This is a genomic window from Paeniglutamicibacter terrestris, assembly GCF_012271785.1.
GTDB lineage: Bacteria > Actinomycetota > Actinomycetes > Actinomycetales > Micrococcaceae > Paeniglutamicibacter > Paeniglutamicibacter terrestris.
The window spans coordinates 46,964-68,692 of record NZ_JAAWVT010000009.1; the positions used below are offsets into that span (position 1 = coordinate 46,964).

General features: G+C 62.4%; 18 protein-coding genes. 12 read left to right on the forward strand and 6 right to left on the reverse strand.

Translation table 11 applies throughout. The features are described 5' to 3' along the window. The first annotated feature begins 245 nt into the window (after positions 1-245). Both HED64_RS15815 and HED64_RS15820 read left to right on the forward strand, forming a co-directional pair. Positions 246-1,403: a hypothetical protein gene (locus HED64_RS15815; RefSeq protein ID WP_168152959.1), complete on the forward strand. Its 1,158-nt coding sequence runs from the start codon at positions 246-248 to the stop codon at positions 1,401-1,403. Between the two features lie 4 nt (positions 1,404-1,407). Then, the gene (locus HED64_RS15820) at positions 1,408-2,820 is read left to right on the forward strand and encodes a mycothione reductase (protein ID WP_168152960.1); all 1,413 of its coding nucleotides are present in this window, start codon (positions 1,408-1,410) and stop codon (positions 2,818-2,820) included. 97 nt (positions 2,821-2,917) lie between these two features. Here the strand turns inward: HED64_RS15820 and HED64_RS15825 are convergent, their stop codons facing one another. From HED64_RS15825 to HED64_RS15835, 3 genes are all read right to left on the reverse strand, one after another. Next, complete coding sequence (locus HED64_RS15825) at positions 2,918-4,732, reverse strand: AMP-dependent synthetase/ligase (protein ID WP_168152961.1); 1,815 nt, start codon at positions 4,730-4,732, stop codon at positions 2,918-2,920. Between the two features lie 183 nt (positions 4,733-4,915). After that, positions 4,916-5,449 (reverse strand): hypothetical protein, encoded by a 534-nt coding sequence (locus HED64_RS15830; protein WP_168152962.1) that lies wholly within the window; start codon positions 5,447-5,449, stop codon positions 4,916-4,918. Further along, entirely contained in the window at positions 5,446-6,216 is a 771-nt protein-coding gene (locus HED64_RS15835) for an alpha/beta hydrolase (RefSeq protein ID WP_168152963.1), read from the reverse strand. The genes HED64_RS15830 and HED64_RS15835 overlap by 4 nt, the downstream gene beginning before the upstream one ends. Before the next feature lie 230 nt (positions 6,217-6,446). Between HED64_RS15835 and HED64_RS15840 the strand changes: the two genes are divergently transcribed. Both HED64_RS15840 and HED64_RS15845 read left to right on the forward strand, forming a co-directional pair. Next, positions 6,447-7,154, forward strand: a complete 708-nt coding sequence (locus tag HED64_RS15840) for a lysophospholipid acyltransferase family protein (protein WP_168152964.1) — start codon at positions 6,447-6,449, stop codon at positions 7,152-7,154. An 82-nt stretch (positions 7,155-7,236) separates the two neighbouring features. After that, positions 7,237-8,637, forward strand: coding sequence for a class II 3-deoxy-7-phosphoheptulonate synthase (locus HED64_RS15845; RefSeq protein ID WP_132364701.1), 1,401 nt, complete (start codon positions 7,237-7,239; stop codon positions 8,635-8,637). 234 nt (positions 8,638-8,871) lie between these two features. On the opposite strand, the gene HED64_RS20200 is transcribed toward HED64_RS15845, so the two are convergent. Beyond that, positions 8,872-11,058: a Stk1 family PASTA domain-containing Ser/Thr kinase gene (locus HED64_RS20200; RefSeq protein WP_168152965.1), complete on the reverse strand. Its 2,187-nt coding sequence runs from the start codon at positions 11,056-11,058 to the stop codon at positions 8,872-8,874. A gap of 167 nt (positions 11,059-11,225) precedes the next feature. Then, the gene (locus HED64_RS15855) at positions 11,226-11,474 is read right to left on the reverse strand and encodes a WhiB family transcriptional regulator (RefSeq protein ID WP_007271814.1); all 249 of its coding nucleotides are present in this window, start codon (positions 11,472-11,474) and stop codon (positions 11,226-11,228) included. 324 nt (positions 11,475-11,798) lie between these two features. Here HED64_RS15855 and HED64_RS15860 point away from each other — a divergent pair, with 324 nt between their 5' ends. After that, the gene (locus HED64_RS15860; RefSeq protein ID WP_168152966.1) at positions 11,799-12,242 is read left to right on the forward strand and encodes a hypothetical protein; all 444 of its coding nucleotides are present in this window, start codon (positions 11,799-11,801) and stop codon (positions 12,240-12,242) included. 37 nt (positions 12,243-12,279) lie between these two features. On the opposite strand, the gene HED64_RS15865 is transcribed toward HED64_RS15860, so the two are convergent. Beyond that, positions 12,280-16,428: an FtsK/SpoIIIE domain-containing protein gene (locus HED64_RS15865; RefSeq protein WP_168152967.1), complete on the reverse strand. Its 4,149-nt coding sequence runs from the start codon at positions 16,426-16,428 to the stop codon at positions 12,280-12,282. A 433-nt stretch (positions 16,429-16,861) separates the two neighbouring features. Between HED64_RS15865 and HED64_RS15870 the strand changes: the two genes are divergently transcribed. The 7 genes from HED64_RS15870 (at position 16,862) to HED64_RS15900 (ending at position 21,699) form a co-directional block, all read left to right on the forward strand. Continuing rightward, positions 16,862-18,091 (forward strand): TadA family conjugal transfer-associated ATPase, encoded by a 1,230-nt coding sequence (locus HED64_RS15870; RefSeq protein WP_168152968.1) that lies wholly within the window; start codon positions 16,862-16,864, stop codon positions 18,089-18,091. Then, positions 18,088-18,939, forward strand: a complete 852-nt coding sequence (locus HED64_RS15875) for a type II secretion system F family protein (RefSeq protein WP_168152969.1) — start codon at positions 18,088-18,090, stop codon at positions 18,937-18,939. The genes HED64_RS15870 and HED64_RS15875 overlap by 4 nt, the downstream gene beginning before the upstream one ends. Continuing rightward, positions 18,936-19,877: a type II secretion system F family protein gene (locus HED64_RS15880; protein WP_245326046.1), complete on the forward strand. Its 942-nt coding sequence runs from the start codon at positions 18,936-18,938 to the stop codon at positions 19,875-19,877. Before HED64_RS15875 ends, HED64_RS15880 begins: the two co-directional genes overlap by 4 nt. A gap of 299 nt (positions 19,878-20,176) precedes the next feature. After that, a complete protein-coding gene (locus HED64_RS15885; RefSeq protein ID WP_245326054.1) occupies positions 20,177-20,371 on the forward strand; it encodes a hypothetical protein in 195 nt (64 codons plus the stop codon). A 9-nt stretch (positions 20,372-20,380) separates the two neighbouring features. Continuing rightward, positions 20,381-20,788, forward strand: coding sequence for a TadE family protein (locus HED64_RS15890; protein ID WP_168152970.1), 408 nt, complete (start codon positions 20,381-20,383; stop codon positions 20,786-20,788). Then, a complete protein-coding gene (locus HED64_RS15895) occupies positions 20,781-21,206 on the forward strand; it encodes a hypothetical protein (RefSeq protein ID WP_168152971.1) in 426 nt (141 codons plus the stop codon). Before HED64_RS15890 ends, HED64_RS15895 begins: the two co-directional genes overlap by 8 nt. Positions 21,207-21,294: 88 nt before the next feature. Next, entirely contained in the window at positions 21,295-21,699 is a 405-nt protein-coding gene (locus HED64_RS15900; RefSeq protein WP_168152972.1) for a hypothetical protein, read from the forward strand. Positions 21,700-21,729: the final 30 nt, after the last annotated feature.

A 21,729-nucleotide genomic window follows, 5' to 3' on the forward strand; every position in this document is an offset into this window, starting at 1 on the left:
TTGGTGACCGGCCGATTCCCATCGGCCGGTCACCGACACATGGCAACAGTCGTGGTCGGAACCGACGTCACCTAATCACAACTTCAAGCGAGGACGGACCCGTAGCTGCCTTTCCCACCGTGGGGGCGCTGCGGAATCCGTCCTCGCTTGCGTGTTATGGTGCGAGAGACGGTGCAAGCACCTCGGCAGATCAAGACAAACCGGCGGACGCCATCATGCGGTGCAGCCAGAAGGAGTGGGGTCCCATGGCCAGCAATGGGTCAGGATTTTTTGCACGGTTCTTCAAGCGGCGAGAACAGCCAACCACCGTGCAGCAAGAGGTGTCGGCACAAGGGAATTACAATCGCGCCGCGGGTCCTGAAGGGGACACGGAAGAAGTTCTGAACACCCCGGTGAGGGACACCGCTGAGATGCCGGTGCCGGATCAGGAGAGCGATGTCAGTCCCGAGGCAGTTGAAGTTCCCTTAGGCGGTGGCACCCCCGAGACTCCCACGCCCGAGGTTCCCACTTCCGGTGACGCGGTTCCAGCTGCTGCTCCAGCGCCGGATTCGGCTGAGGACCTTGAGTCGATTGCCGATGCCGCTGACCCCACGAACGCGGCTACCGATACGGATACCGATACGGATACCGAAGAGTCGAAGAACGCTACTGGCATCACGGACTCTGCGCAGGATGTGGAGCCCGAAACGACCTCGGCCCCGGCCTCTGCCAGCGACGGAACGGAATCAAAGATCGCCCCGGAGATGACTTCTACTCCGGAGATCGACCCCGCCCCGAAGGACGACGCTACAACTGGCACGCCGGTTTCTGTCCCGGATAACGCCACTGCTTCGGAGGATAACCCCGAAACAGCCGCGCCCGATCCCATCGCTGACACCGCATCGGCCGCAAATGCCCGTATCCCGGCACCTGCCGGTGCGCCAGAACTGCGCGTCGTCACGATTGTCTCGCTGGCCGAACACGCCGGGGCGGCAACCGTCGCCGCGGCGCTGGGGAACCGGTCGGAGGCCAAACGCTGGCAGATCCGTGCCACCGGGCCGGGACTGAGTCGCGCGGCGTTCTCCGGGATGCTCACGGACACCGACGCGCTGGTATTGGTCTCCCCGGCGGATCCGTCCAGCACTTCAGCGCTGGACGAGAAGTTGCGCTGGCTCATCGCAAATAACCGTCCCGCCCTGCCCGGGCGCACGATCTTCGTGATCAACCTCGGTTCCGCGCATGACGCGGGCCTTCAGCTTCCCGCGGATTTGGAAAACCCTGTGGTCTTGCTGCCGCTGGATCCGGCACTGGCTCTGCCCGCGCTCACTCCGCGGGCCCCGCGCCGGGCCCCGCGCCGGGCCGCCCGCCGTGCCATCGACCAACTTGTTGAAGAAATTTCGTCCATCCTTGAGGAGCAGAGTTAACACTATGGCGCACTACGATCTGGCCATTATCGGTTCGGGATCCGGAAACTCGCTGATCACCGAGTTCTGGGACAACAAAAAGGTGGCGATCATCGATGCCGGCATCTTTGGCGGCACCTGTTTAAACGTCGGCTGCATCCCCACCAAGATGTTCGTTTACCCTGCCGCGCTGGCGGCTTCCGTGGCCGAAGCGAAACGTCTAGGCGTCTCGATGAGTTTTGCGGGGGCCGACTGGCCCGCCATGCGCGATCGCATCTTCGGGCGCATCGACGCCATCTCGGAGGCGGGCAAGAACTACCGCGCCAACGAGCTGGAGAACGTCACGCTGTATGCCGAACACGTCTCCTTCGTCTCGTCCCATGAGCTGCGCACCGCTAGCGGTGCGAGCATCACCGCGGAAAAAATTGTCATTGCTGCCGGCTCGCGCGCCGTGCTGCCACAGGCGCCGGGCATCAACCTGCCCGGCGTGCACACCTCCGACACCATCATGCGGCTGGAGCGCCTGCCGCAGCGCCTGGTGATCCTGGGCGGTGGCTACATTGCCAGCGAGTTCGCTGCCGTCTTCTCCGCTCTGGGCAGTGAAGTCACCCAGGTGAACCGCTCTTCTGCCCTGATGCGCGGGCAGGATGCGGATATTTCCGCTGCCTTCACGAAGGCCGCAACCACCCGCTGGGGTGTTGAGCTGAACGCCGCGCTCAGCAGCATCACCCGCGAAGGTGAGGTGCTGAGCATCCATCTGGAACGCGATGGGCAGTCCTTGATATTGGAGGCCGATGTGGTCCTGGTGGCCACCGGTCGGACGCCGAACACCGATGGGCTCGGGGTGAGCGAGCTCGGCTTTGATATGCGCGCGGACGGCTCGCTGGTGGTCGATGATTACCAGCGCATCTTGGCCGACGGTGCGGTGGTGGAGGGTCTCTTCGGGCTGGGCGATGTGGCCAACACGCAGCAGCTGAAGCACGTGGCCAATCGCGAGGCCCGCGTGGTGATCAACAATCTTGAGAACCCCGAGTCCCTGCGCACCATGGACCGCCGGGCAGTTCCGGCGGCGGTCTTCAGCAACCCACAGATCGCCTACGTGGGAGCCACCGAGGAGCAGGCCCGTGCCGAGCACGGTGATCGGGTGCTGAGCGTGGTGCAGCCCTATGGTTCCACCGCCTACGGCTGGGCCATGGAGGATGAGGAAGGCATCGTGAAGCTGCTGGCTCATCGGGACACCGGTTTGCTGCTCGGCGCCCACATCATGGGGCATGAGGCATCGTTGTTGATTCAGCCTCTGATTCAGGCGATGTACTCCGGCATGGATGTTAACACCATGGCTCGCGGCCCGTTCTGGATCCACCCGGCGCTGAGCGAAGTGGTGGAAAACGCGCTGCTTGCTCTGGGCATGAGTCCTTGCGCCAACGACCCGCTGTAGGCCGGCGCCGGAGAGTTAAGCACACATACCGTGGGGTGGACATCTGCTGATGTCCACCCCACGGTATGTGGAGCCCGTCACGGGCTTGGTGTTCTGATCAGGCTCGCGGCTTGGAGCCGGAGTAGATCTCCTGAATGATGGCGTCGTAATCCTTGAGCACCTGGGCGCGCTTGATCTTCAGCGACGGGGTGAGGTGCCCCGAATCCTCGGTGAAGTCGGTGGGCACGATCCTGAACTCCTTGATCGCCTCTGCCCTCGAGACGGTGGTGTTGGCCTTCTCCACGAGAGCGGAGATCGCCTCGTGGACCTGGCTCAGCTCCGCGGCCTGGGCAATGGTGGTTTCGGCTGGCAGCTGGTGCCTGGCCAGCCAGCCCGGCAGCGCATCAACGTCCAGGGTGATCAGCGCGGCGATGAACGGCCGGGCATCACCCACCACAACACATTGGGAGACCAGCGAGTCGGCGCGGATCTGGTCCTCGAGCATGGCCGGGATGACGTTCTTGCCGCTGGCGGTGACGATGATTTCCTTCTTGCGCCCGGTGATGCGCAGGAAGCCCTCTTCATCCAGCTCGCCGATGTCACCGGTGCGGAACCAGCCATCAACAAAGGTTTCCGCCTCAAGATCCGGGCGGTTGTAGTAGCCGCGCATCACGCAGAAGCCCTTGGCCAGGATCTCTCCGTCGTCGGCAATTTTCACGGCGTTGCCCGGCAGCGGCCGGCCCACGGTACCGATTTTCAGGTGTGTGGGGGTGTTGACGGTGATCGGTGCGGTGGTCTCGGTCAGGCCGTAGCCCTCCAGGATGGTCAGTCCGATGCCGTGGAAGAAGTGCCCGAGCCGTTCGCCCAGTGGCGCGCCGCCGGAGACGGCGTGCACCACCTTTCCGCCCATGGCGGTGCGGATCTTGGAGTAGAGCAGGACATCAAAGAGCTTGTGCTTCAGCTTCAGGGCCAGCGGGATCTTGCCGGCGGCCTCGGCCCGGGAGAACGCAATGGCGACGTCGGCTCCGGCATGGAAGATCTTGCCCTTGCCGCCGTCCTCGGCCTTGAGCATCGAGGAGTTGTAGACCTTCTCAAAGACGCGCGGCACCGCCAGAATGAAGTTTGGCTGGAAGGATTGCAGATCCGGCAGCAGGTTTTTCACGTCGGCGGTGTGGGCCACCCTGACGCCGGCCGCCACGGAAAGTACCGAGATGTAGCGGGCAAAAACGTGGGCCAGGGGCAGGAACATGATGGTGGAAGCACCGGGATAAACACATTCGGGCAGGGCTGCTGCGGCGTTTTCACTCAGGGCGACGAAGTTCGAGTGGGTCAGCTCGCAGCCCTTGGGCCGTCCGGTGGTGCCGGAGGTGTAGATGATGGTGGCGAGCGAGTCCATGTTGGTGGAGCTGCGGCGTTCCTCCAAGACCTCGTCGCTGATGCTGGCACCGGCCTTGCGGAGCGCGTCCAGGCCGTTGCCGTCCATCTGCCAAATGTCCGTGATCTTTTCCAGTCCCTCCTGGTGAGCTGCCTGGCGGACGACGCTCTCGTGGCGTGGCGCCTCGACCACTGCCGCGACGGCGTGGGAATCGCCCAGGATCCAGGCGACTTGGCTGGGGGAGGAGGTCTCGTAAACCGGAACCGTGACACAGCCGGCGAACCAGATGGCGAAGTCCACCAGCGTCCACTCGTAGCGGGTGCGTGCCATCAGCCCGATGCGGGCACCGGGTTCGATGCCCGAGGCGATGAAGCCCTTGGCCAGGGCGGCAGCATCGGCGGCGAATTCTGCGGCGGAGATGTCGATCCAACTGCCATTGGGACCCGGCTTCACCAGCAGCGGCGGATTGGCCGCGGAGCGAGCGTGGCGCAGCAGAAGATCGGTGATGTTGCTCTGCGGCGGTGTGTCCACCATTGGAGGGACTGCGAGTTCCTGCATTTGGGGCTCCTTCGGTTCCGAGGCGGTGCGGCAGATGCCTGACCAGCCCGATCGTGACGTCCTACCCCTCATCATAGAGTGGTTCGAATCACATTTAATTACTCACTAGTAACATACGGTGAATTGCCGTGCCGCGCAAACTTGGACGCTGTCCTCGCGCGAGGTCACGGCACGATGAATGAACTACACGCGCGCTCCGTCATCACCCTCGTGGCGCTGCCGGGGCAAACGGGCGAAGAGGAAGACGATGGCAGCTACCGCCAGCACCACCAACCCGATCCACAACGGCATCGGAGCCCGACGCCAAACGATGGCCAGGATCAGCAACATCAGCGGGGCACCCGCGGCAACGATCCAGGCCAGATTCAGCAACGGGTTGCCCGAACCCAGCGCCGGGGGATCCTCGGGCACAAAGCCGCCGTCGTGCTCATCCTCGGGTTCCGAATAATCGCGGGGGCCACCCAGCGCCGGGTGAAAGGTGAACAGCTTCGGGTCTACGGGGCCGCCGGTACCGGGGCGACTTCGCGTAGATGCGTCCGCAGAGGCATCCGTAGCAGCGCCCGTAGCTGCGTCCGCGGGCGCGGCCCCGGACGTGTCGGCGGACGAGCCCGGGCCATCGGCGGAGGCCGGTGTGTCCTGAAGCCGACGGACCAAATCTTCCCATACGGGGTCATCGGGATCGCCGGACTCCGCCGGCTCGTGAAACGGATTGGTCATGGCCGCTGCTGCTGCACTTCCTGAAAGAACGAGATGGTGCGGGCGAAAATGCTCTCCGCCTCATAATCAAGCGTGGCCACGTGGTAGCTGCGCGTCAATCGATTCACCTCTAGGTGGACATTCTCCGATAGCCCGCGGCGCAGGATGCGCATGCTGGATTCGGGTACCACGTGGTCAGTATCCGAACGGAAGACCAGCACCGGGGCGGTGATCCGTGGCAACAGCGTGATGGTCTCGGCGAAGAGCTTGCGCAACTGATGCACACCGGCCACCGGAGTGCGGGCATAGGCATGTTCGTCGCCGCCCGGTTTGGCCATGTCGTTCGCGATGCCCGGCACGCTGGGCAGCAGATGACGCAGCACCCCGGTGAAGGGCGCCAGCGGGGAGGCGATGCTCAGCCCCGGATTCACCAACGCCAGCCCGGCGACCTGATGCGTCGCGGCAAGATTCAGCGCCAGCGCCCCACCCATCGACAGACCGGCAACAAAGACCTTCCGGTGAGTAGCGGCAAGAGCCGCGTAACGCTGCTGTGCCGCGGCGAGAATCTCGGTGTACTTTATTCCGGCAAGATCCTGCCAGCTGGTGCCGTGGCCGGGTAACAACGGCAGATCAACGGTGTACCCGGCAGCGGCCAAGGACCGTGCCCAGGGCAGCAGACCGGCCGGCCCGGCGGTGAACCCGTGCAATATCAAGACTGCGGCACCGTTGGAACCCTGCTGGTGGAACGGCGCATTGGGGCCGGTGCCGGCCTCGGGATCAACTGACATGGGACGCTCCAGGTGGTGTCGGAGGGGCGCGCATCGAAAATTCCAGCGGAATTCCACCCCTGGAGTGTGACCGATCGCGTTGTTTTGCCTACAGTTAGAGCCTAACGGAGAACCGGATCATCGGTGCCGAAGGCCGGGCGCGCTCTTTGCCACCGGCCGACCGCACCAGCTCGCTGCGGTTCTTCGTTCATATGTTCACCATTCACCCGCGCCCGGAAGGCACCCACCGCATGTTCTACCTCTTTATGAAGCGGTTTATCGTCGGACCGCTCGTAAACGTGATCTTCCGTCCCTGGGTTAAGGGGATCGAGAACATTCCCGAGGCCGGCGGGGCAATCCTGGCCAGCAACCACCTCTCGGTATCCGACTCCATTTTCCTGCCCGTGGCGGTGGACCGACCGGTCATCTTCCTCGCAAAAATGGACTACTTCACCGGCCGGGGCATTAAGGGACGCATCACCGCCTGGTTCTTCCGGATGATCAACCAGCTCCCCATGGATCGTTCCGGCGGGGCCGCCAGTGCCAACTCCTTGGGAGCGGGCGCTCAGGCACTGGTTGATGGCAGCCTACTGGGCATCTACCCAGAGGGCACCCGCAGCCCCGATGGCCGGCTCTACCGCGGCAAACTAGGGGTGGCCAAGCTGGCACTGGAAGCCGGAGTTCCGGTGATCCCCGTGGCCATGATCGGGACCGACAAGGTGCAACCCATTGGCAAGCGCGTGCCCTCGATTCGTCGTGTTGGCATGATCATCGGTGAACCGTTGGACTTCTCCCGCTATGCAGGGATGAGCGAGGACAGGTTTGTCCAGCGTTCGGTGACCGATGAAATCATGTACGCGATCATGCGCCTCTCCGGTCAGGAATATGCCGACACCTATGCCGCGACCGTGAAGGCCAAGCTGGACGCCGAACGCCGCGAGGCAGCCAAGAAAAAGTAGTCCCGCGTAAAGATCTGTGACCCATTCATGTCGCGGATGACGCACTAAATGCTTAAGTGGGCTCCCGGCGGTTTACGCTTGGATGGTGACTCAGCTATCTTCGACTTCCTCATTGCCCGGACAATCCGCGGTGGGCCCCTCGGCCGACCCCGCACTGGACATCTGGCGCTCCTTGCCCATTGCCCAGCAACCGACGTGGAGTGAGCACCCACACTACGCGGAGTCGGTGAGTGCCCTTGGCGCGCGCCCTCCGCTAGTTTTTGCCGGTGAGGTTGATGTGCTGCGCGAGCGGCTGGCCGCTGCCGCACAGGGCAAGGCCTTCCTGCTGCAGGGTGGCGACTGCGCCGAGACCTTCGGCGACGCCACGGCGGATAAGATTTCCGCCCGCGTGAAGACCATCTTGCAGATGGCCGTCGTGCTCACCTATGGCGCCTCGATGCCGGTGATCAAGATGGGACGTATGGCCGGGCAATTTGCCAAGCCGCGTTCCTCCAACGATGAAACCCGCGACGGCGTGACGCTCCCGGCCTTCCGCGGCGACATCGTTAATGGTTACGAGTTCACCCCCGAATCCCGCGCCCATGATCCGCGCCGGATGGTGGATGCTTACAACACCTCCTCCGCCACGCTGAACCTGATCCGTGCTTTCACCCAGGGTGGTTTTGCCGACCTGCGTTCGGTGCACTCCTGGAACGCCGGCTTCATGGCGAACCCAGCGCACACCGCCTACGAGCAGCTTGCCGGCGAGATTGACCGCGCGGTGAAGTTCATGGACGCCTGCGGAGCCGACTTCGAGGCCCTGAAGCGCACCGAGTTCTTCGCCTCCCACGAGGCCCTGCTGCTGGACTACGAGCGCGCGCTGACCCGCACCGACTCACGCACCTCTCAGCCGTACGACACCAGCGGGCACTTCCTCTGGATCGGTGAGCGTACCCGCCAGCTCGACGGCGCACACGTTGACTTCCTCTCCCGGGTGCGTAACCCGATCGGCGTCAAGCTGGGCCCGACCACCACACCTGAGGACGCCCTGGCGCTCATCGAGAAGCTTGACCCGAACCGCGAGCCAGGCCGCCTGACCTTCATCACCCGCATGGGCGCGAAGAACATCCGCGAGAAGTTGCCGAACCTGGTCGAGAAGGTCACCGCCTCCGGCGCCCAGGTGCTCTGGGTCACCGATCCGATGCACGGGAACACCGTCACCTCCGAGAACGGTTACAAGACTCGCAAGTTCGACGACGTCATGGACGAGGTCCGCGGCTTCTTCGAGGTCCACGATTCACTGGGCACCTTCCCCGGTGGCCTGCACGTGGAAATGACCGGCGACGATGTGGCCGAGTGCCTCGGCGGCGCCGATCCGATTCGTCAAGAACAGTTTGATGACCTGTACGAGTCGGTCTGCGACCCGCGCTTGAACCACAAACAGTCCTTGGAAATGGCCTTCCTGGTCTCCGGGGCCCTGGCTAAGCGCGGACCACGCGCCTAAATAAGGACCACCGGCATCGCCTCAGACGATGCACCAGCCGATGGCCGGGGTGCTGCACCTGACTCTTAATGAGTGAGGTGCAGCATCCCGGCCATTGCTGTGTCCGGGATACGCGTGGATCGCCTAAAATTCGGGGAGGCCCGAACTCCCCACGATCCGGCAGTACTATCAGGTGCTTGGTCCGTACGCCGAGGGGTCAAGCTCGGCCCCTCGTCAAGCGGACCGGCTCAGGGGCTAGACCACAACCAGGTGAATCGTTGAGCCCTCCGGCGCGCTACCGTTAGCGGGATCTTGTGAGCTGACCGTGCCAAAGAAGCCGCCCAAGAATTCCTGCACCTCGAGCTTAAAACCAAGTGCTTCAAGCTCGGTGCGGGCCTGATTCAGCTGCTTACCCTGCACGTTGGGTACATCGATCATCCGTGGACCGCGCGAAATCACGTACGTGATAGTGGAGCCACGCTCCGCCGTGCCACTCGAGGGTTCCTGTGAGATGACGGTGCCAACCGGAACGCTGGTGCTGTATTCCTTTGGTGCGGCAGAGCCCTTCAGACCCGCCTTTTTCAACGCGGACTCGGCCTCCTGCGCGCTCATGCCGCCCACATCGGGGACCTCTACCGGTGCCGGTCCACGCGAGATCACCAACGCTACGGGGGCATCGCGGCGCAGCTGCTCACCCTTTTTCGGTTTCTGGCTGACCACCAGGCCCTCGGCCACGTCCTCCGAGTACTCCTGAGAGACCTTGCCCAGTGTCAGACTGCGGCTCGTGAGCTGTTCGGTGGCGGCAGCTTGTTGCTGACCTTTGACATCGGGCACGGAAAAAAGCTCCGGCCCCTTGGAAATCATGAGCGTCAGACCTTGAAATCGACGGATCGTTTCTCCTGCGACGGGTTCACTTCCCACCACGAGTCCGCGCCCGATCTCTTCGTCAAATATCTCGTTGATGTCGGTCGTCACTCCGGCTTTTGCTAGCCGTTCCACGGCGGCATCCTGCGACATGCCGCTGAGTCGTGGAATCTGAATGGGTGCGCCGGGTCCCATCCCGAAGAACAGACTGACGGCGGTAACCAGCGCGATGAGCAGCGTCAAGATGATGCCGATCAGCCATTTGCGCCGTGCCGGGGACCTCGGTGCCAGCTCGTGGGTGGGGATCTGGGCGTTCTTCCGCCACGCCAGCTCGGCGGCCTTCGAATTCTTCTTGGCCTGCCGGGCGGAGATGGGCCGTTGCGGGGTGACGGCGATCGCCTGGGTTGCCGACGCAGCTGCCGCTGCCGTGTTGGTCTGGTCCCACTGACCCGAAAAGACCTGAGTATGCTCGGCATTGCCAAGCACCGTGGTCTGCTCCCCGATGCCCGCCAACGCTCGGGTGGCATCGTCTTGGCCGGTAGCGCCAGCGTGAGTGGGGGATTGCGCCACGGTGGAGTCCGCGTCAGCGCCCGAGGCCAGAAGGCGTCCGGCGGCCGAATCGCGGTACTCCTGAGCCTGAGCGAGCCGGTCATGCACGGAGGTGTGCGGGCTCAGCGCCGGCGGAATCAGGTCCTTGATGCCACCTAAGGTCTGCGAACCCAGATCAAGCTGCGCGCTTGAAAGCGAGTCGTGGATCTGCTTCAGATCACTGAGGAGGAAGGAAGCATTCTGCGGTCGATCCTCGGGGTCCTTATTGGTGCAGTACGCCACCAGCTCATCGAGCTCGGGAGATAACCCCGGTACGGCGGCCGACGGGGCGGGCGTCTGATCGTGGATGTGCTTGTAGGCCAGTCCATAGGCGCTTTCCGCGGTGAAGGGCTGGCGGCCGGTGAGCAACTCATAGGCGATGATGCCCACGGCATAAATGTCGCTGCGTTCATCCGAGGGTTCACCCTTGGCCAGCTCGGGGGAGATGTAGGCGGCAGTACCGAAGAAGTTGGTGGCGTTGGTGTGTGCGGAGGAGGCACGAGCCAGACCAAAGTCGGCCACCTTGATGCGGCCCTCATCGGAGATCAGCACGTTGGCTGGCTTCATGTCACGGTGCACGATGCCTTCCTCGTGCGCCACCGACAGCCCCGTGCAGATGGCCTGGAGCACCACTAGTGCCTGACGTGGGGTGTAACGGCCTCGGCTGTTAAGCGATTCGCGCAGGTTCAACCCGCGCACAAACTCCATCACCAGGTAGGCGGTATTGCGCGAGACGTGGTGATCAATGATGCCCACGATGTTGTCGTGGGTGAGACCGGCCGCGATGATCGCCTCGGAAGCGAAACGCTCCAAAACCGCAGGGTCGGAGGTCAGATGGGCATGAAGAATCTTGACTGCCACGGTGCGGTGAAGTCGCACGTCCATGGCGCGGTACACGGTGGCCATGCCGCCGTCGGCGATGCGTGCGTCGAGGCGGTAACGCTCATCAAGCGTTGTTCCGATGCGGGGGTCGATGTGTGGTTCACTCACTTATTGATCGTAACCAGTGCTGGAAGGGAAGGCGGAACTCGCAACACGATGCTGCACCCGGTTGTTGCAGCATCGTGAGGTTCGCCGCGCCAGATGAAAACAAAAGAGGGGCCGGTCCACCTGCGAACCGGTCCCTCATGATGAAATGTGCTGGAGCACCGCTGGAATTAGGAAGCGCGGCGTGCCCGAGCTGCCCGACGCTTCAGCGCCCGACGCTCGTCTTCGCTCATACCGCCCCAAACACCGGCATCTTGGCCGGATTCGATGGCCCACGCCAAGCAGGTGTCCACGACGGGGCACCGTCGGCAGACACTTTTAGCTTCTTCAATCTGGAGCAGAGCCGGTCCGGTGTTTCCTACCGGGAAGAATAGTTCCGGGTCCTTGTCCAGACAAGCCGCGCGGCTACGCCAATCCATGCTTGTTGATGCTCCTTGAATGTAGGAAAATGAGGGGGATCGCCCTAGCTAATCCGCCGGGGCAAAAGCAATGCGACGGGTGAATTGCTATACCCGAACGACTGCCTAACAAGGTTTTCATGTTACGTTCACGTAAACAAGGGGCCCGTGTCGCAAATAGCTCCGCATCCTTGAGTGCTTGGTCACAAGGTCAAGTTTCAAGGGTGTGACTAACAGGTTTCCCTCGCTGTGACAAGGGTGTTCTGAGGCACTTTTGACTCACTTGGTGCCTCGGGCGCTTCGGCCACTTCGCGTCCGGGATGGACTCCGTACTAGATTTGACGGGTGACTAACCAGCCAGCCTCCACCGCAAATCTCCCCTCGCCCCAGCACCGCCCGTTCTCGGTGTGGGTCGTTACCGTGCTGTTGCTTCTAGAGGGCCTCGCGGTACTCGGCTATGCACTGAGCTACGCACTGCAACTGGGAGCTGCCGGCGCGCTGGGTATGGGGGCACGGATCTTCATGCTGGTGCTCATCGTGATCGCGGGCGCCTGGCAATTGCTGGTCGCTCACCATTTCTTCCGGGGACGGGCCTGGACGCGTGCCGCAGTATTGTTCTGGCAGGTCTTCCAAATTATTCTGGCGATCCCGTATTTCCAATCCGGTGACGCACTCATGGCGTGGGCTTGGTTGGTTCCTGCTGCCGCCATCACGGTACTGCTCTTTGACCCGAGGGTCACGGCATTCTTGGGCGACCGTCTCGGTACGCAGTCCCCGACGGCAAACTAAGCACGGCGGCTGTCTCGGTGTCCGCGGAATCGATGACCTACCCGGCTACCGAGGGCGTTTGATTCACACACTGGATCTGTCGGATGATCCCGTGATCAAAAACCAACGCCCGACCTCGTATGCTGCGAACCACGGGCGAAAGCCTGAAGCCACTCGGGTCAGCGTCCGCTCCGAATTGCGGGTCAAGTACCAAGAACGAGCGCTGATCGCGCACCACCGCCGAGAGTCCCAATTCAAAGAGCAGGCGTGCGGATGGTTCCGCGCTGAGTACCACCTGAAGATTCGCGCCGAGCAAAACCTGAATGGCCCGCGAAGCTTCGCTCACACGCCTATCTGCACGCTCAATCAGAACCCGCGACACCCCTGGATGCCCGGCGAGGAACTCGGTGGCGTCGGTGGGAAGCTGCTGTTCTTCGCGAAAACGTACCGTGTGCCCAGCCTCCGAATGTCCCAACATAGCCAGATGGTTCATCAGACGCTCCTTTCCCGCACCCTCACGCCCGATGACGATCCCACAGGATCCGGGGGACCAGATGAAGGCAGCATTGTCCGGTCCGCACACCCCGATGGCCAAGGCCGGAGGTAACGTGCTTGAGCTTTCGAGCCGAGAGAGCTCGTGGGAGGAGAGCCGATCTGGCAATTCTAGATTGCGGATCCAGAGCTTCGGAGGCGTTTCGGCCGCCCGGTTGCCATCCGGGGGCCCATCGAGCAATTGAAACTCAACACCTTTAGCCGGCTCCTGCGGGGCAATCACGATTCCACGCCCCTCATGCGGGGATACTTTGCGCAGTGGGGGCCAACCCATCAGCACTTCCGGGCCGGCTCCACGGGGCAAATACCATCGGGTTTCGCACAATGAGGCTGCACGCGAACCGGTGAGATCACGATCCCCACAGATCACCAGCGCACGACCAAGCTGGGGCGCCATACGGGCAAAGCCGGTCAGGAAGGCCTCAAGACGCATGAAGGCATTCGCCTCCAACACCTGCGCCCAACCTCCCAGCCCGCAGACCACCAGGAGAACCTGGCCCACACACGCAGGATTTCCCAGTTGAAGCAGCAACTCGTTGATCCGCCAGCTATCCCCGGGACCGAAATATCCGCCCACGGACCCATGCGCACCGAGTGATTCCAAGGTCCCGTTGCCATCGAGCAGCATGGCGGGAATCGTGAGTCCTCGCTGATTGGCGGCATGGATCAGCAGTTCTGGAACCCTCTCGATCCCCGACCCGGGTAAACCGCAGACCATCAGTCTGGGGGTGTTGGCAGGGTCGAAAACCAACGCTTCGGCCTGTGGCAACGCAGGACGATCCACCAGCCCCACGATGCCCTGTTCGGGCGGGACCCGGCGGGCGACCGAACGCGGAATCCGGGCCAGCGTGGCCTTCAGCGCCGGCGAAAACGGATTGACTGCCGGTTCCACCTCCTGATAGCGGGCCCGAATCGATGCCACCAGCAATTGCAGTTCTCCTCCCGTGGCATCGGCGGAGTCCTCGTCGGAACCGGGGTTCAAGGCCAGTGCCATACTAAAAAGTTCGGTGCCCAGGCTCGACCCAAAAGCGCGCACCGCGGCCGGAACGCTGGGCCGGGCATTAACCCGAGCTCGGAATAACTCCGCGGGGCCCGCTCCTCGACGAAAATACGCCATCCCCGGGACGCTCGGATCCAGCCGGGCGGCCGCCCCGGTGGAGATCAGATCGTTGGATTCGAACTCGCCGATCGTCCGAAGCGCGATCACGGTACCGATGTTGGCCCGCAGTGGTGCGCTGATGATTCCGGCCGGACGCTGAGTGCTGAGCACCAGATGAACCCCCAGGGACCTGCCGACCGTGGCAATGTGCACCATGCGTTCCAGGGCTTCGGGGAGCTCCGTGGCAAAGACGCGGAACTCGTCGATGACCACCACCAGGCGCGCTAGTGGGGGATCGGATGCAGTGCGCGTGTGGTGGAAATCCTTCCAATCGGTGGCACCGTAGCTGGCCAGAAACTTCTCACGCCGCTGCAGCTCGTGTCCCAGAAGTTCTAAAATTCGTTCCCCGGCAGCGGCGTCCAGATCCGTCACAATGTTCTGGACATGAGGTAGCCCGCTCAGCGGCGCTAATGTCGCTCCACCCTTAAAGTCCACCAACATGAAGGCCAGCTCATCGGGCGCCGTCCCCGCGGCAAAACCCAGTACCAGCGTCCGGAGCAGCTCAGATTTCCCCGAGCCAGTGGTACCCGCGATCAATAGGTGCGGCCCATCCGCCTCCATGTCCAGATGCAGGGGACCACCCTCGCTATCGCCGATGATGGCAGTAAGCCGGTGAGCGATCCCGGGCACCTCCTCGATTCCCTCGCCGATCGCACCTCCTTCGACGTCTTGCCCGCTATCTGCATCACGCGTGTTGGCGGTGGGGATAGAGAGACCGGTGCCCGGAGTTGTACCGAGGTCCGAAGGCAGCAGCAGAGCGATGGCGTTTGCCAGCGCTCGCATCGAGATCGCCTCTAGTTCGGGGTGAAGTTCGGCATCAAAACCGGCGTTCCGCTGCTCAGATGTATCCCCGGAGCGCGAAGCGCCCGATGAGTTCCCGGCGGGAGAGTAGGCACCGGTGAATCTACCTCCACGGCCACGTCCACGCCCCGACGCCGATGACCGGGGCCGTCCGCCGCCGGGTGAGGCAGGTAGACCCAACGCCCAGGGGTTATGAGCGCGCCCTTCGGATCGCAACAGCACGGTCTGTGCGGCTACATCGATGAGTACCTCCGCCTCGGTGCCCGGATCGGGACCACCACAAAACAGCCAGCTGCTGCCCGCCGAGGGCATCTGCGCCCGCTCATCGTTCGATTTCTGGTACATCTCGGCGGCCCAGCAGCGCAGCACAATGGTGGGCAGCGGTGAGGACGGCAGCGAGGCGCCGGTTGGGATGACCCTGACGCCGGCCAGCATCAGGAACTCCGCCGGAAGGAAACCGGCTGGACCCAATACCACCAGCCGGAGCGCGCCAGAATTCAGTAGCGGAAGCCATCTCACGATGGCTGCCCGCAGCACTGGTCCCCACGTCGTCTCGGTGCCCTTGAACCACACCCCACGTCCGGGAGGCAGACGCAACAGCACCGGGGAATCGGACAGGACCCCGGGTTCAATGGCCATCGAAGAATCGGTGGCGAGCGCTCGCCGAACATGATCCTGCCGGCGTTTTCGCGCCCGACGCTTCGCCCCGCGCCGGTGAGAGGCCTTTGGCGGTGGGGGATCTGCACCACCGGTGGTCTTCAACCAGGCGCTGCCCCTGCCGCGACCGATCACCAACGCGGGAAGCTTATCGGTGCCCACTGCGCTGGACCCAGCAAGGCCTGCCGCCACGGCGCCGACCGGCGGTGCTAGATCCTCACGTCGTGTGGCATCCATCAGCGTCGCGGCGATCCACGCCCGACGAAAGCGTTTCCGCGCACTCAAAATCATGAGCGCGGGCAAGCCTCCGGTCAGCAGCGAGATGGCCGAAAAAGCCAGAAAGAACACGCTATGCGTCATCAAAAATAGCCCGACGCCCAATCCCAGAGGAGCCAACGCGCCAACCAACAACATCGCTAAACGACTTCCTGGTTCGGTTGCGTCGATCACTACGGGTTCCGGCGGCCACCGCGGATTTCCCTCGGGCATACCGCGTGCCGGAAGTACGGCAAAGCTGCTAGTTCCGGCGGTGAAGGTGTCTCCCAGGAGTATCCGTCGTTCGGTGATGGGCAACTGGGCGAAAAACACCCCGTTGGCCGAACCCTCGTCGCTGAGCACGATGGAGGTGTCATTCACCCGCAGCAAAGCGTGTCGGCGCGAGAGCTGGAGGTCACCAACGGATAGATCAACCTCGCCCCGGCCCAGCGCATAAACACCGCGGCGCAGGTGCAGCGAACCTCCCGGGTCGGGACCGCGCAGTACCACCAGCACCGGGGAACTACCCCTACGCAGTGACATTGATCCGCGGACCGCTGCCGGGTCCATCGGCGCATCACCGAGCAAGATCCGGCCCTGGAGCGGCAGCCGCTCTACCTGCTCGAGGTTCCGATCCGACCAAAACCAGCGCACCGTTGGCCAGCGGCGGTGAAGTTCCGCCGCCAACACCGCCCCGGCAACGGGCTCTGCTGCCGCTACCTCAAGGAGCAACGGCATCCCCAGAACGGGGGAGACAAGCTGGATGTACAGTACTTTTCCCATGGCCTTCCGCGCCCACTGTTCCTTCCCTGGCTGCCGCGGGCTATCGCTGGTGGGCCAGTTGTTGATCTGCTGCTGAGTCGCCGGGGTGTTCTCGAGTTTTGACCCGCGAACGGGCGGATTTCACGTTGTGCGGCAGGTTTCTAATGTAGGGGTGAGCCGGGGTACCGACCGGGTCACGGGTGCGCGGCTGTGGATCGATGAGGGCTTCATCGTGATGACTTCTCCACAGATGTGGCTGGAGCCTTGATGCTGCGGCCGTGCGCGAGTATGGTCACGGTACTGCGCACTACAGCTAACTGGATATCGCCGATCGCCAGCACCAACGGGAACCGAACATGCGAGGCAGGCACCCCGTCCCACCCTTCCCGTCCGCTTCGTCGAGCGGCTCCGTTTCCGACCTACCCCGGAAGCGGTTTACGGGCGGAGAAGCACCATGTCAGAAGGATTGGCGATCGTCGAGGATGAGGTACGTGAACTCATCCGCAGGCGGGGACTAGATCCCGCCACACAGATTGCCGAGGTCCGCCGACTGATCGATGACGTCGTCGGTGAATACGACCAACGTTCCTTGCTGGGTGTTCTGCCCGCGCTGGGGGACCTGTCATTGGCTCGCCGGCGGGTGATGGATACGGTGGCCGGGCTGGGGGCCTTGCAGCCGTTACTTGATGACGACGAAGTGGAAGAAATCTGGCTAAATTCGCCGCATGAGGTCTACGCGGCACGCGGTGGAACCAGTGAACTGACATCGGTTCGGCTCTCCGAAGCCGAAATTCCGGCTTTGGTGGAACGCATGCTGAAGTCCTCGGGGCGTCGGCTCGATCTTTCTCAGCCGTTTGTCGATTGCCAATTGGTCGATGGATCACGATTACACGTGGTGATCCCGGATATCACTCGAAAGCACTGGGCGGTAAACATCCGCAAGTTCATTGCTCGGGCCAGCCGACTCGAGCACCTGGTGGAGCTCGGCTCCCTTAGCCGGCAAGCAGCCCACTACCTGGACGTTGCCGTCGGGGCAGGACTCAACGTTCTCGTTTCGGGTGCTACCCAATCGGGAAAAACCACAATGCTCAACTGCCTGGCCTCCTCCATCGGAAGTCGTGAACGCGTTGTCACCATCGAGGAGATTTTTGAGCTGCAAATTAATCTTCGCGACGTGGTGGGGATGCAGACACGGCAACAGAATCTTGAGGGCACCGGCGAAATTAGCATGCGCAAGCTGGTCAAGGAAGCGTTGCGTATGCGTCCAGACCGCTTAGTCATCGGCGAAGTTCGTGAGGCCGAAGCACTGGACATGTTGATCGCCTTAAATTCTGGGCTGCCCGGGCTCTCAACGATTCACGCGAATTCTGCCCACGACGCGGTCACCAAAATCTGCACCTTGCCACTCCTCGCCGGAGAAAATATTTCCGCGGCCTTTGTGGTTCCCACGGTTGCTGCGTGCATCGACCTGGTGGTTCATTGCCGCCGCGACGCCACCGGGCGCCGATTTGTTGGGCAGATCATGGCGCTGGGCAGGCGCGTAGAAAACGGTGCGATCGAAACAACCATTCTCTTTGACCAATCCGATGGAACACTGCGGCTTCAACCCGCGGCGGACCTCGCACATCAGAAGTTGATCGATGCCGGGATCGACATCGCCGAACTCGGGCGGCTTGTGGCATGAGCATCATTCTGGGCCTCACTTTAGGGTTCGGGCTGCTGCTTGTTTTCAATGCCTTTAGCCCGCGAATCCGGCCCATCGTTGGCGCGTCGCCCGGCCGCATTGAAAATCTGCTGCTGCATGCGGGGCTGGACAAGGTGAGTCGCGGTGGATTCATTTCTGCCTCGCTCACTTCGGGGGTCATCGTGGGGCTCATCGTCTTGATCTTGACCGCGGCACCGCTGATCTCCCTGACCTTCGCCGGATTTGGCATATGTGCGCCGTGGATGTTGGTCTCGCATCAGGCGGCAAAGCGTGCGGCGAACCTTCGCGAGCAATGGCCCGATGTCGTTGACCACCTGCGCTCGGCTATTAGGGCGGGAATGTCCTTGCCGGAGGCGCTGACCCAACTTGGTCAACAAGGTCCGGAGGCTCTACGCCCGGCATTTTCCGACTTCGGCCTCGACTATCGCGCCACCGCTCGTTTTAACGACTCGTTGGAACGCTTGGCAGCACGGCTTGCGGATCCGGTGGCCGACAAGATTGTTGAAGCCCTGCGCATCACCCGCGAAGTCGGAGGCACGGACTTGGGAGAAATGCTGGGGACCCTGAGCTCCTTCCTGCGCGACTCGGCCCGGACCCGCGGCGAACTCGAAGCTCGGCAATCTTGGACCGTCTCGGCAGCCCGGCTAGCGATCGCCGCACCGTGGGTCATCCTGCTGTTGCTCGCCAGCCAACCTGCCGCCGTCTACGCTTACTCCACCTTCAGCGGAATGCTTGTCCTGATCGGGGGGCTGGTGGTGTCGTTCATTTGCTACCGAGCCATGATGCGCATCGGCCAATTGCCCGAGGAAGAGCGGGTATTCAGATGAGTGGCACCATGATTCTTGCCCTAGTACTGGGACTGGCTTTGGGCAGCGGCCTGTGGCTGGTCTTGGTACGCATTCCACAGATGCGCCCGGTGACGTTTTCCCAACGTGTGGCTCCGCATTTGCGGGCTGGCCGTAACGGGTCACGAATGCTCGGCGAACCCTTCAGCGCACAAACGCCCTTTGGGCCACTCGGCCGTATCCTCGGCCCCGTGCTTGGCGACCTGGCCAAGATCTCCCAACGCTTTAATCCCAGCAGTGAGGCACTTGCCCGGCGACTTTTGCGGGCGGGACTGCGAATGAGCGTGCTCGACTTCCGTGCCCAACAGCTGTTGTGGTCGGCGGGGATGACCTTGGTAGGGGCGGTACTGATCGGCGTCAACATGGCCGCGGGACGGTTCAATCCGATGCTGGCCCTGGTGGTGTTGATCTTCTGCGCAGTCGGAGGCTACCTACTGCGTGACTGGTATTTGGGACAGCAAAGTAGCAAGCGCAGTAGACGGATCCTTAACCAATTCCCGACGATCGCCGAACTGATGGCCTTGGCGGTCGCCGCGGGCGAAAGCACCGTCGGATCCATCGAGCGGGTGGCCCGCACCTCCAAGGGAGCGCTGAGCGAGGAATTTTCGTTAACCTTGGCGCACGTGCGGGCGGGGGCGACGCTTGCCGAAGCGCTCGCCGAGATGGCGGACAGAATCCGGCTGACGGCGATGACGCGGTTTGTTGACGCGATCACAGTGGCCAGCGAACGCGGAACCCCCATTGCCGCGGTCATGCGCGCGCAGGCTCAGGACGTACGAGATGCAGCAAAGCGCGAGTTGATGGAAACGGCCGGAAAAAAGGAGATTGGCATGATGGTTCCCATTGTCTTCGGCGTACTTCCCCTGACCATCGTTTTTGCCGTTTTCCCGGGCCTCTCGCTGATCGATATGAACTACTAATGACTTACAGCCTAGGAGGCCAACCTGCACTAACACCAGTAAACGAAGCCCACACATGGTTTCTACAAAGCAGCAGCTGCGCCCGAGCTGGACGTGGCGAACAACGGTTCATCCAGGAGTCAGAAGCGAGAACTGACCCAGCTGGAGCAACGGTCCGCGGAACGTGAGGAATCCCGGGGACAGACAGAATAGCATTCACGCATCACGTGTCTCGGTGTGAGTTCTACGCACGGGGACGCAAACCAGCAAGGAGAAGGATCATGAGGATTGCACGGCAGGTGGGGATGTTGGTAGCCGGAATGGGGATCTGGCTGAGCACGAGTTTCATGAGGTTAGCCGGGCGCATTAAACGTAATGAACGTGGCGACGTTCCCGGCTGGGTCATGATCACTTTGATGAGCGCGTTGTTGGTTGCAGCTCTCTTGGCGGTAGCAGGGCCCCGTCTGGAGGAACTCTTCAACCAAGCCATCGACCGCGTAGCAGGCATGGGCTAGCGAGTCATCATGCCTCGGCCAGCACGGTATTCCAATGAGGGCGCCGAGGACAACGAACGTGGATCCGCGGTTGCCGAATTCGTGATGGTCTCTGCGCTGCTCATTGCCGTGTTTCTAGCCATCCTGCAGCTCACCTTTGCCCTCCACGTTAGGAATACTCTGCTTGATGCAGCGGCGTCCGGCGCCCGCTACGGCACGCTGGCCGATCGGGGGCCGGGCGATGGGATCTATCGCACGCAGGAGATTATCCGTGGGGCGCTTAACGACCGATTTGCCTCGGATGTTCAGGCCACGTCCACCACTGTTGGTGGAACACCGGGGCTACGCATTACCGTGCGAACAGCGATACCGGTTTTTGGACTGTTCCCATTCGTGGGTGAATTTATTGTTCACGGGGAATCGGTGCGCTATGGATAATGCCCGAACGGAGGAACGCCAAGAAGGATCCTCAATAATCGAGTTCATTTTCTTGGTAGTGCTTCTACTGGTGCCGTTGGTCTATTTGGTTGTCGGCGCCGCATCCATTCAGGCTGCCAGCTACGCGGCGGTGGGGGCAGCCGATCACGCAGCTAAGGTGTTTGTCACCGCCGAAGAAGAAGGACAGGCTCAGGCCCGCGCGTCAGATGCCGTCCGTCGTGCAGCGGCGAACATGGAGATCAGTGCGGATCGAACCAACTTTAGCTATAGCTGCAACGGTGTTTGCTTGTCCCCGGGTAGCACTGTGACCATCCAAGTGAGCATCGAGATTAATCTTCCGTTGCTTCCCGAGGGCTGGGGCTGGCGCACTGGCAATGTGTCATCGAACGCGACGCAGAGAGTTGACCTGTATGGATAGGTGCCAGGAACTTCAGAATCGGATGCTTACGCGAATCCGACGGTTCGGCGCTACCCAACGCCGGGGTGAGCCTGATGCTGGGCAGTCTATGGTGTTAATTATTGGGATGATCGCCATAGCGTTGTTGGCCATCAGTGTGATGTTGGCGGCTACTGCCGTGAACGTGCAGGCCCACAAGCTATTGTCCCTGGCCGATGGGGCAGTCACCGCTGCTGCTGACAACTTCGAACTCACGGCCGGTGGCGACCAAGTTGCCACTCTCCGGTTGAATTCTGCGGAAGTCAGACGCGCAGCGGAGAAGTACCTCACGGATGTGAGCGCCGGAGCAGACTTCGCTGATCTTCAGATCATCAGCGCCGGTGCCGAGCCCGACACGGTGACGGCGCATGTGAGACTGGGCGCGGTGGTTCATCCGCCAATTATCGGTTGGCTTGTCCCGCGCGGGGTTTCCATCCATGTGGACTCCTATGCTCGTACCTTGCTTTCTCGGTGACGTACGGATTCGACGACTCGCACCATCGTG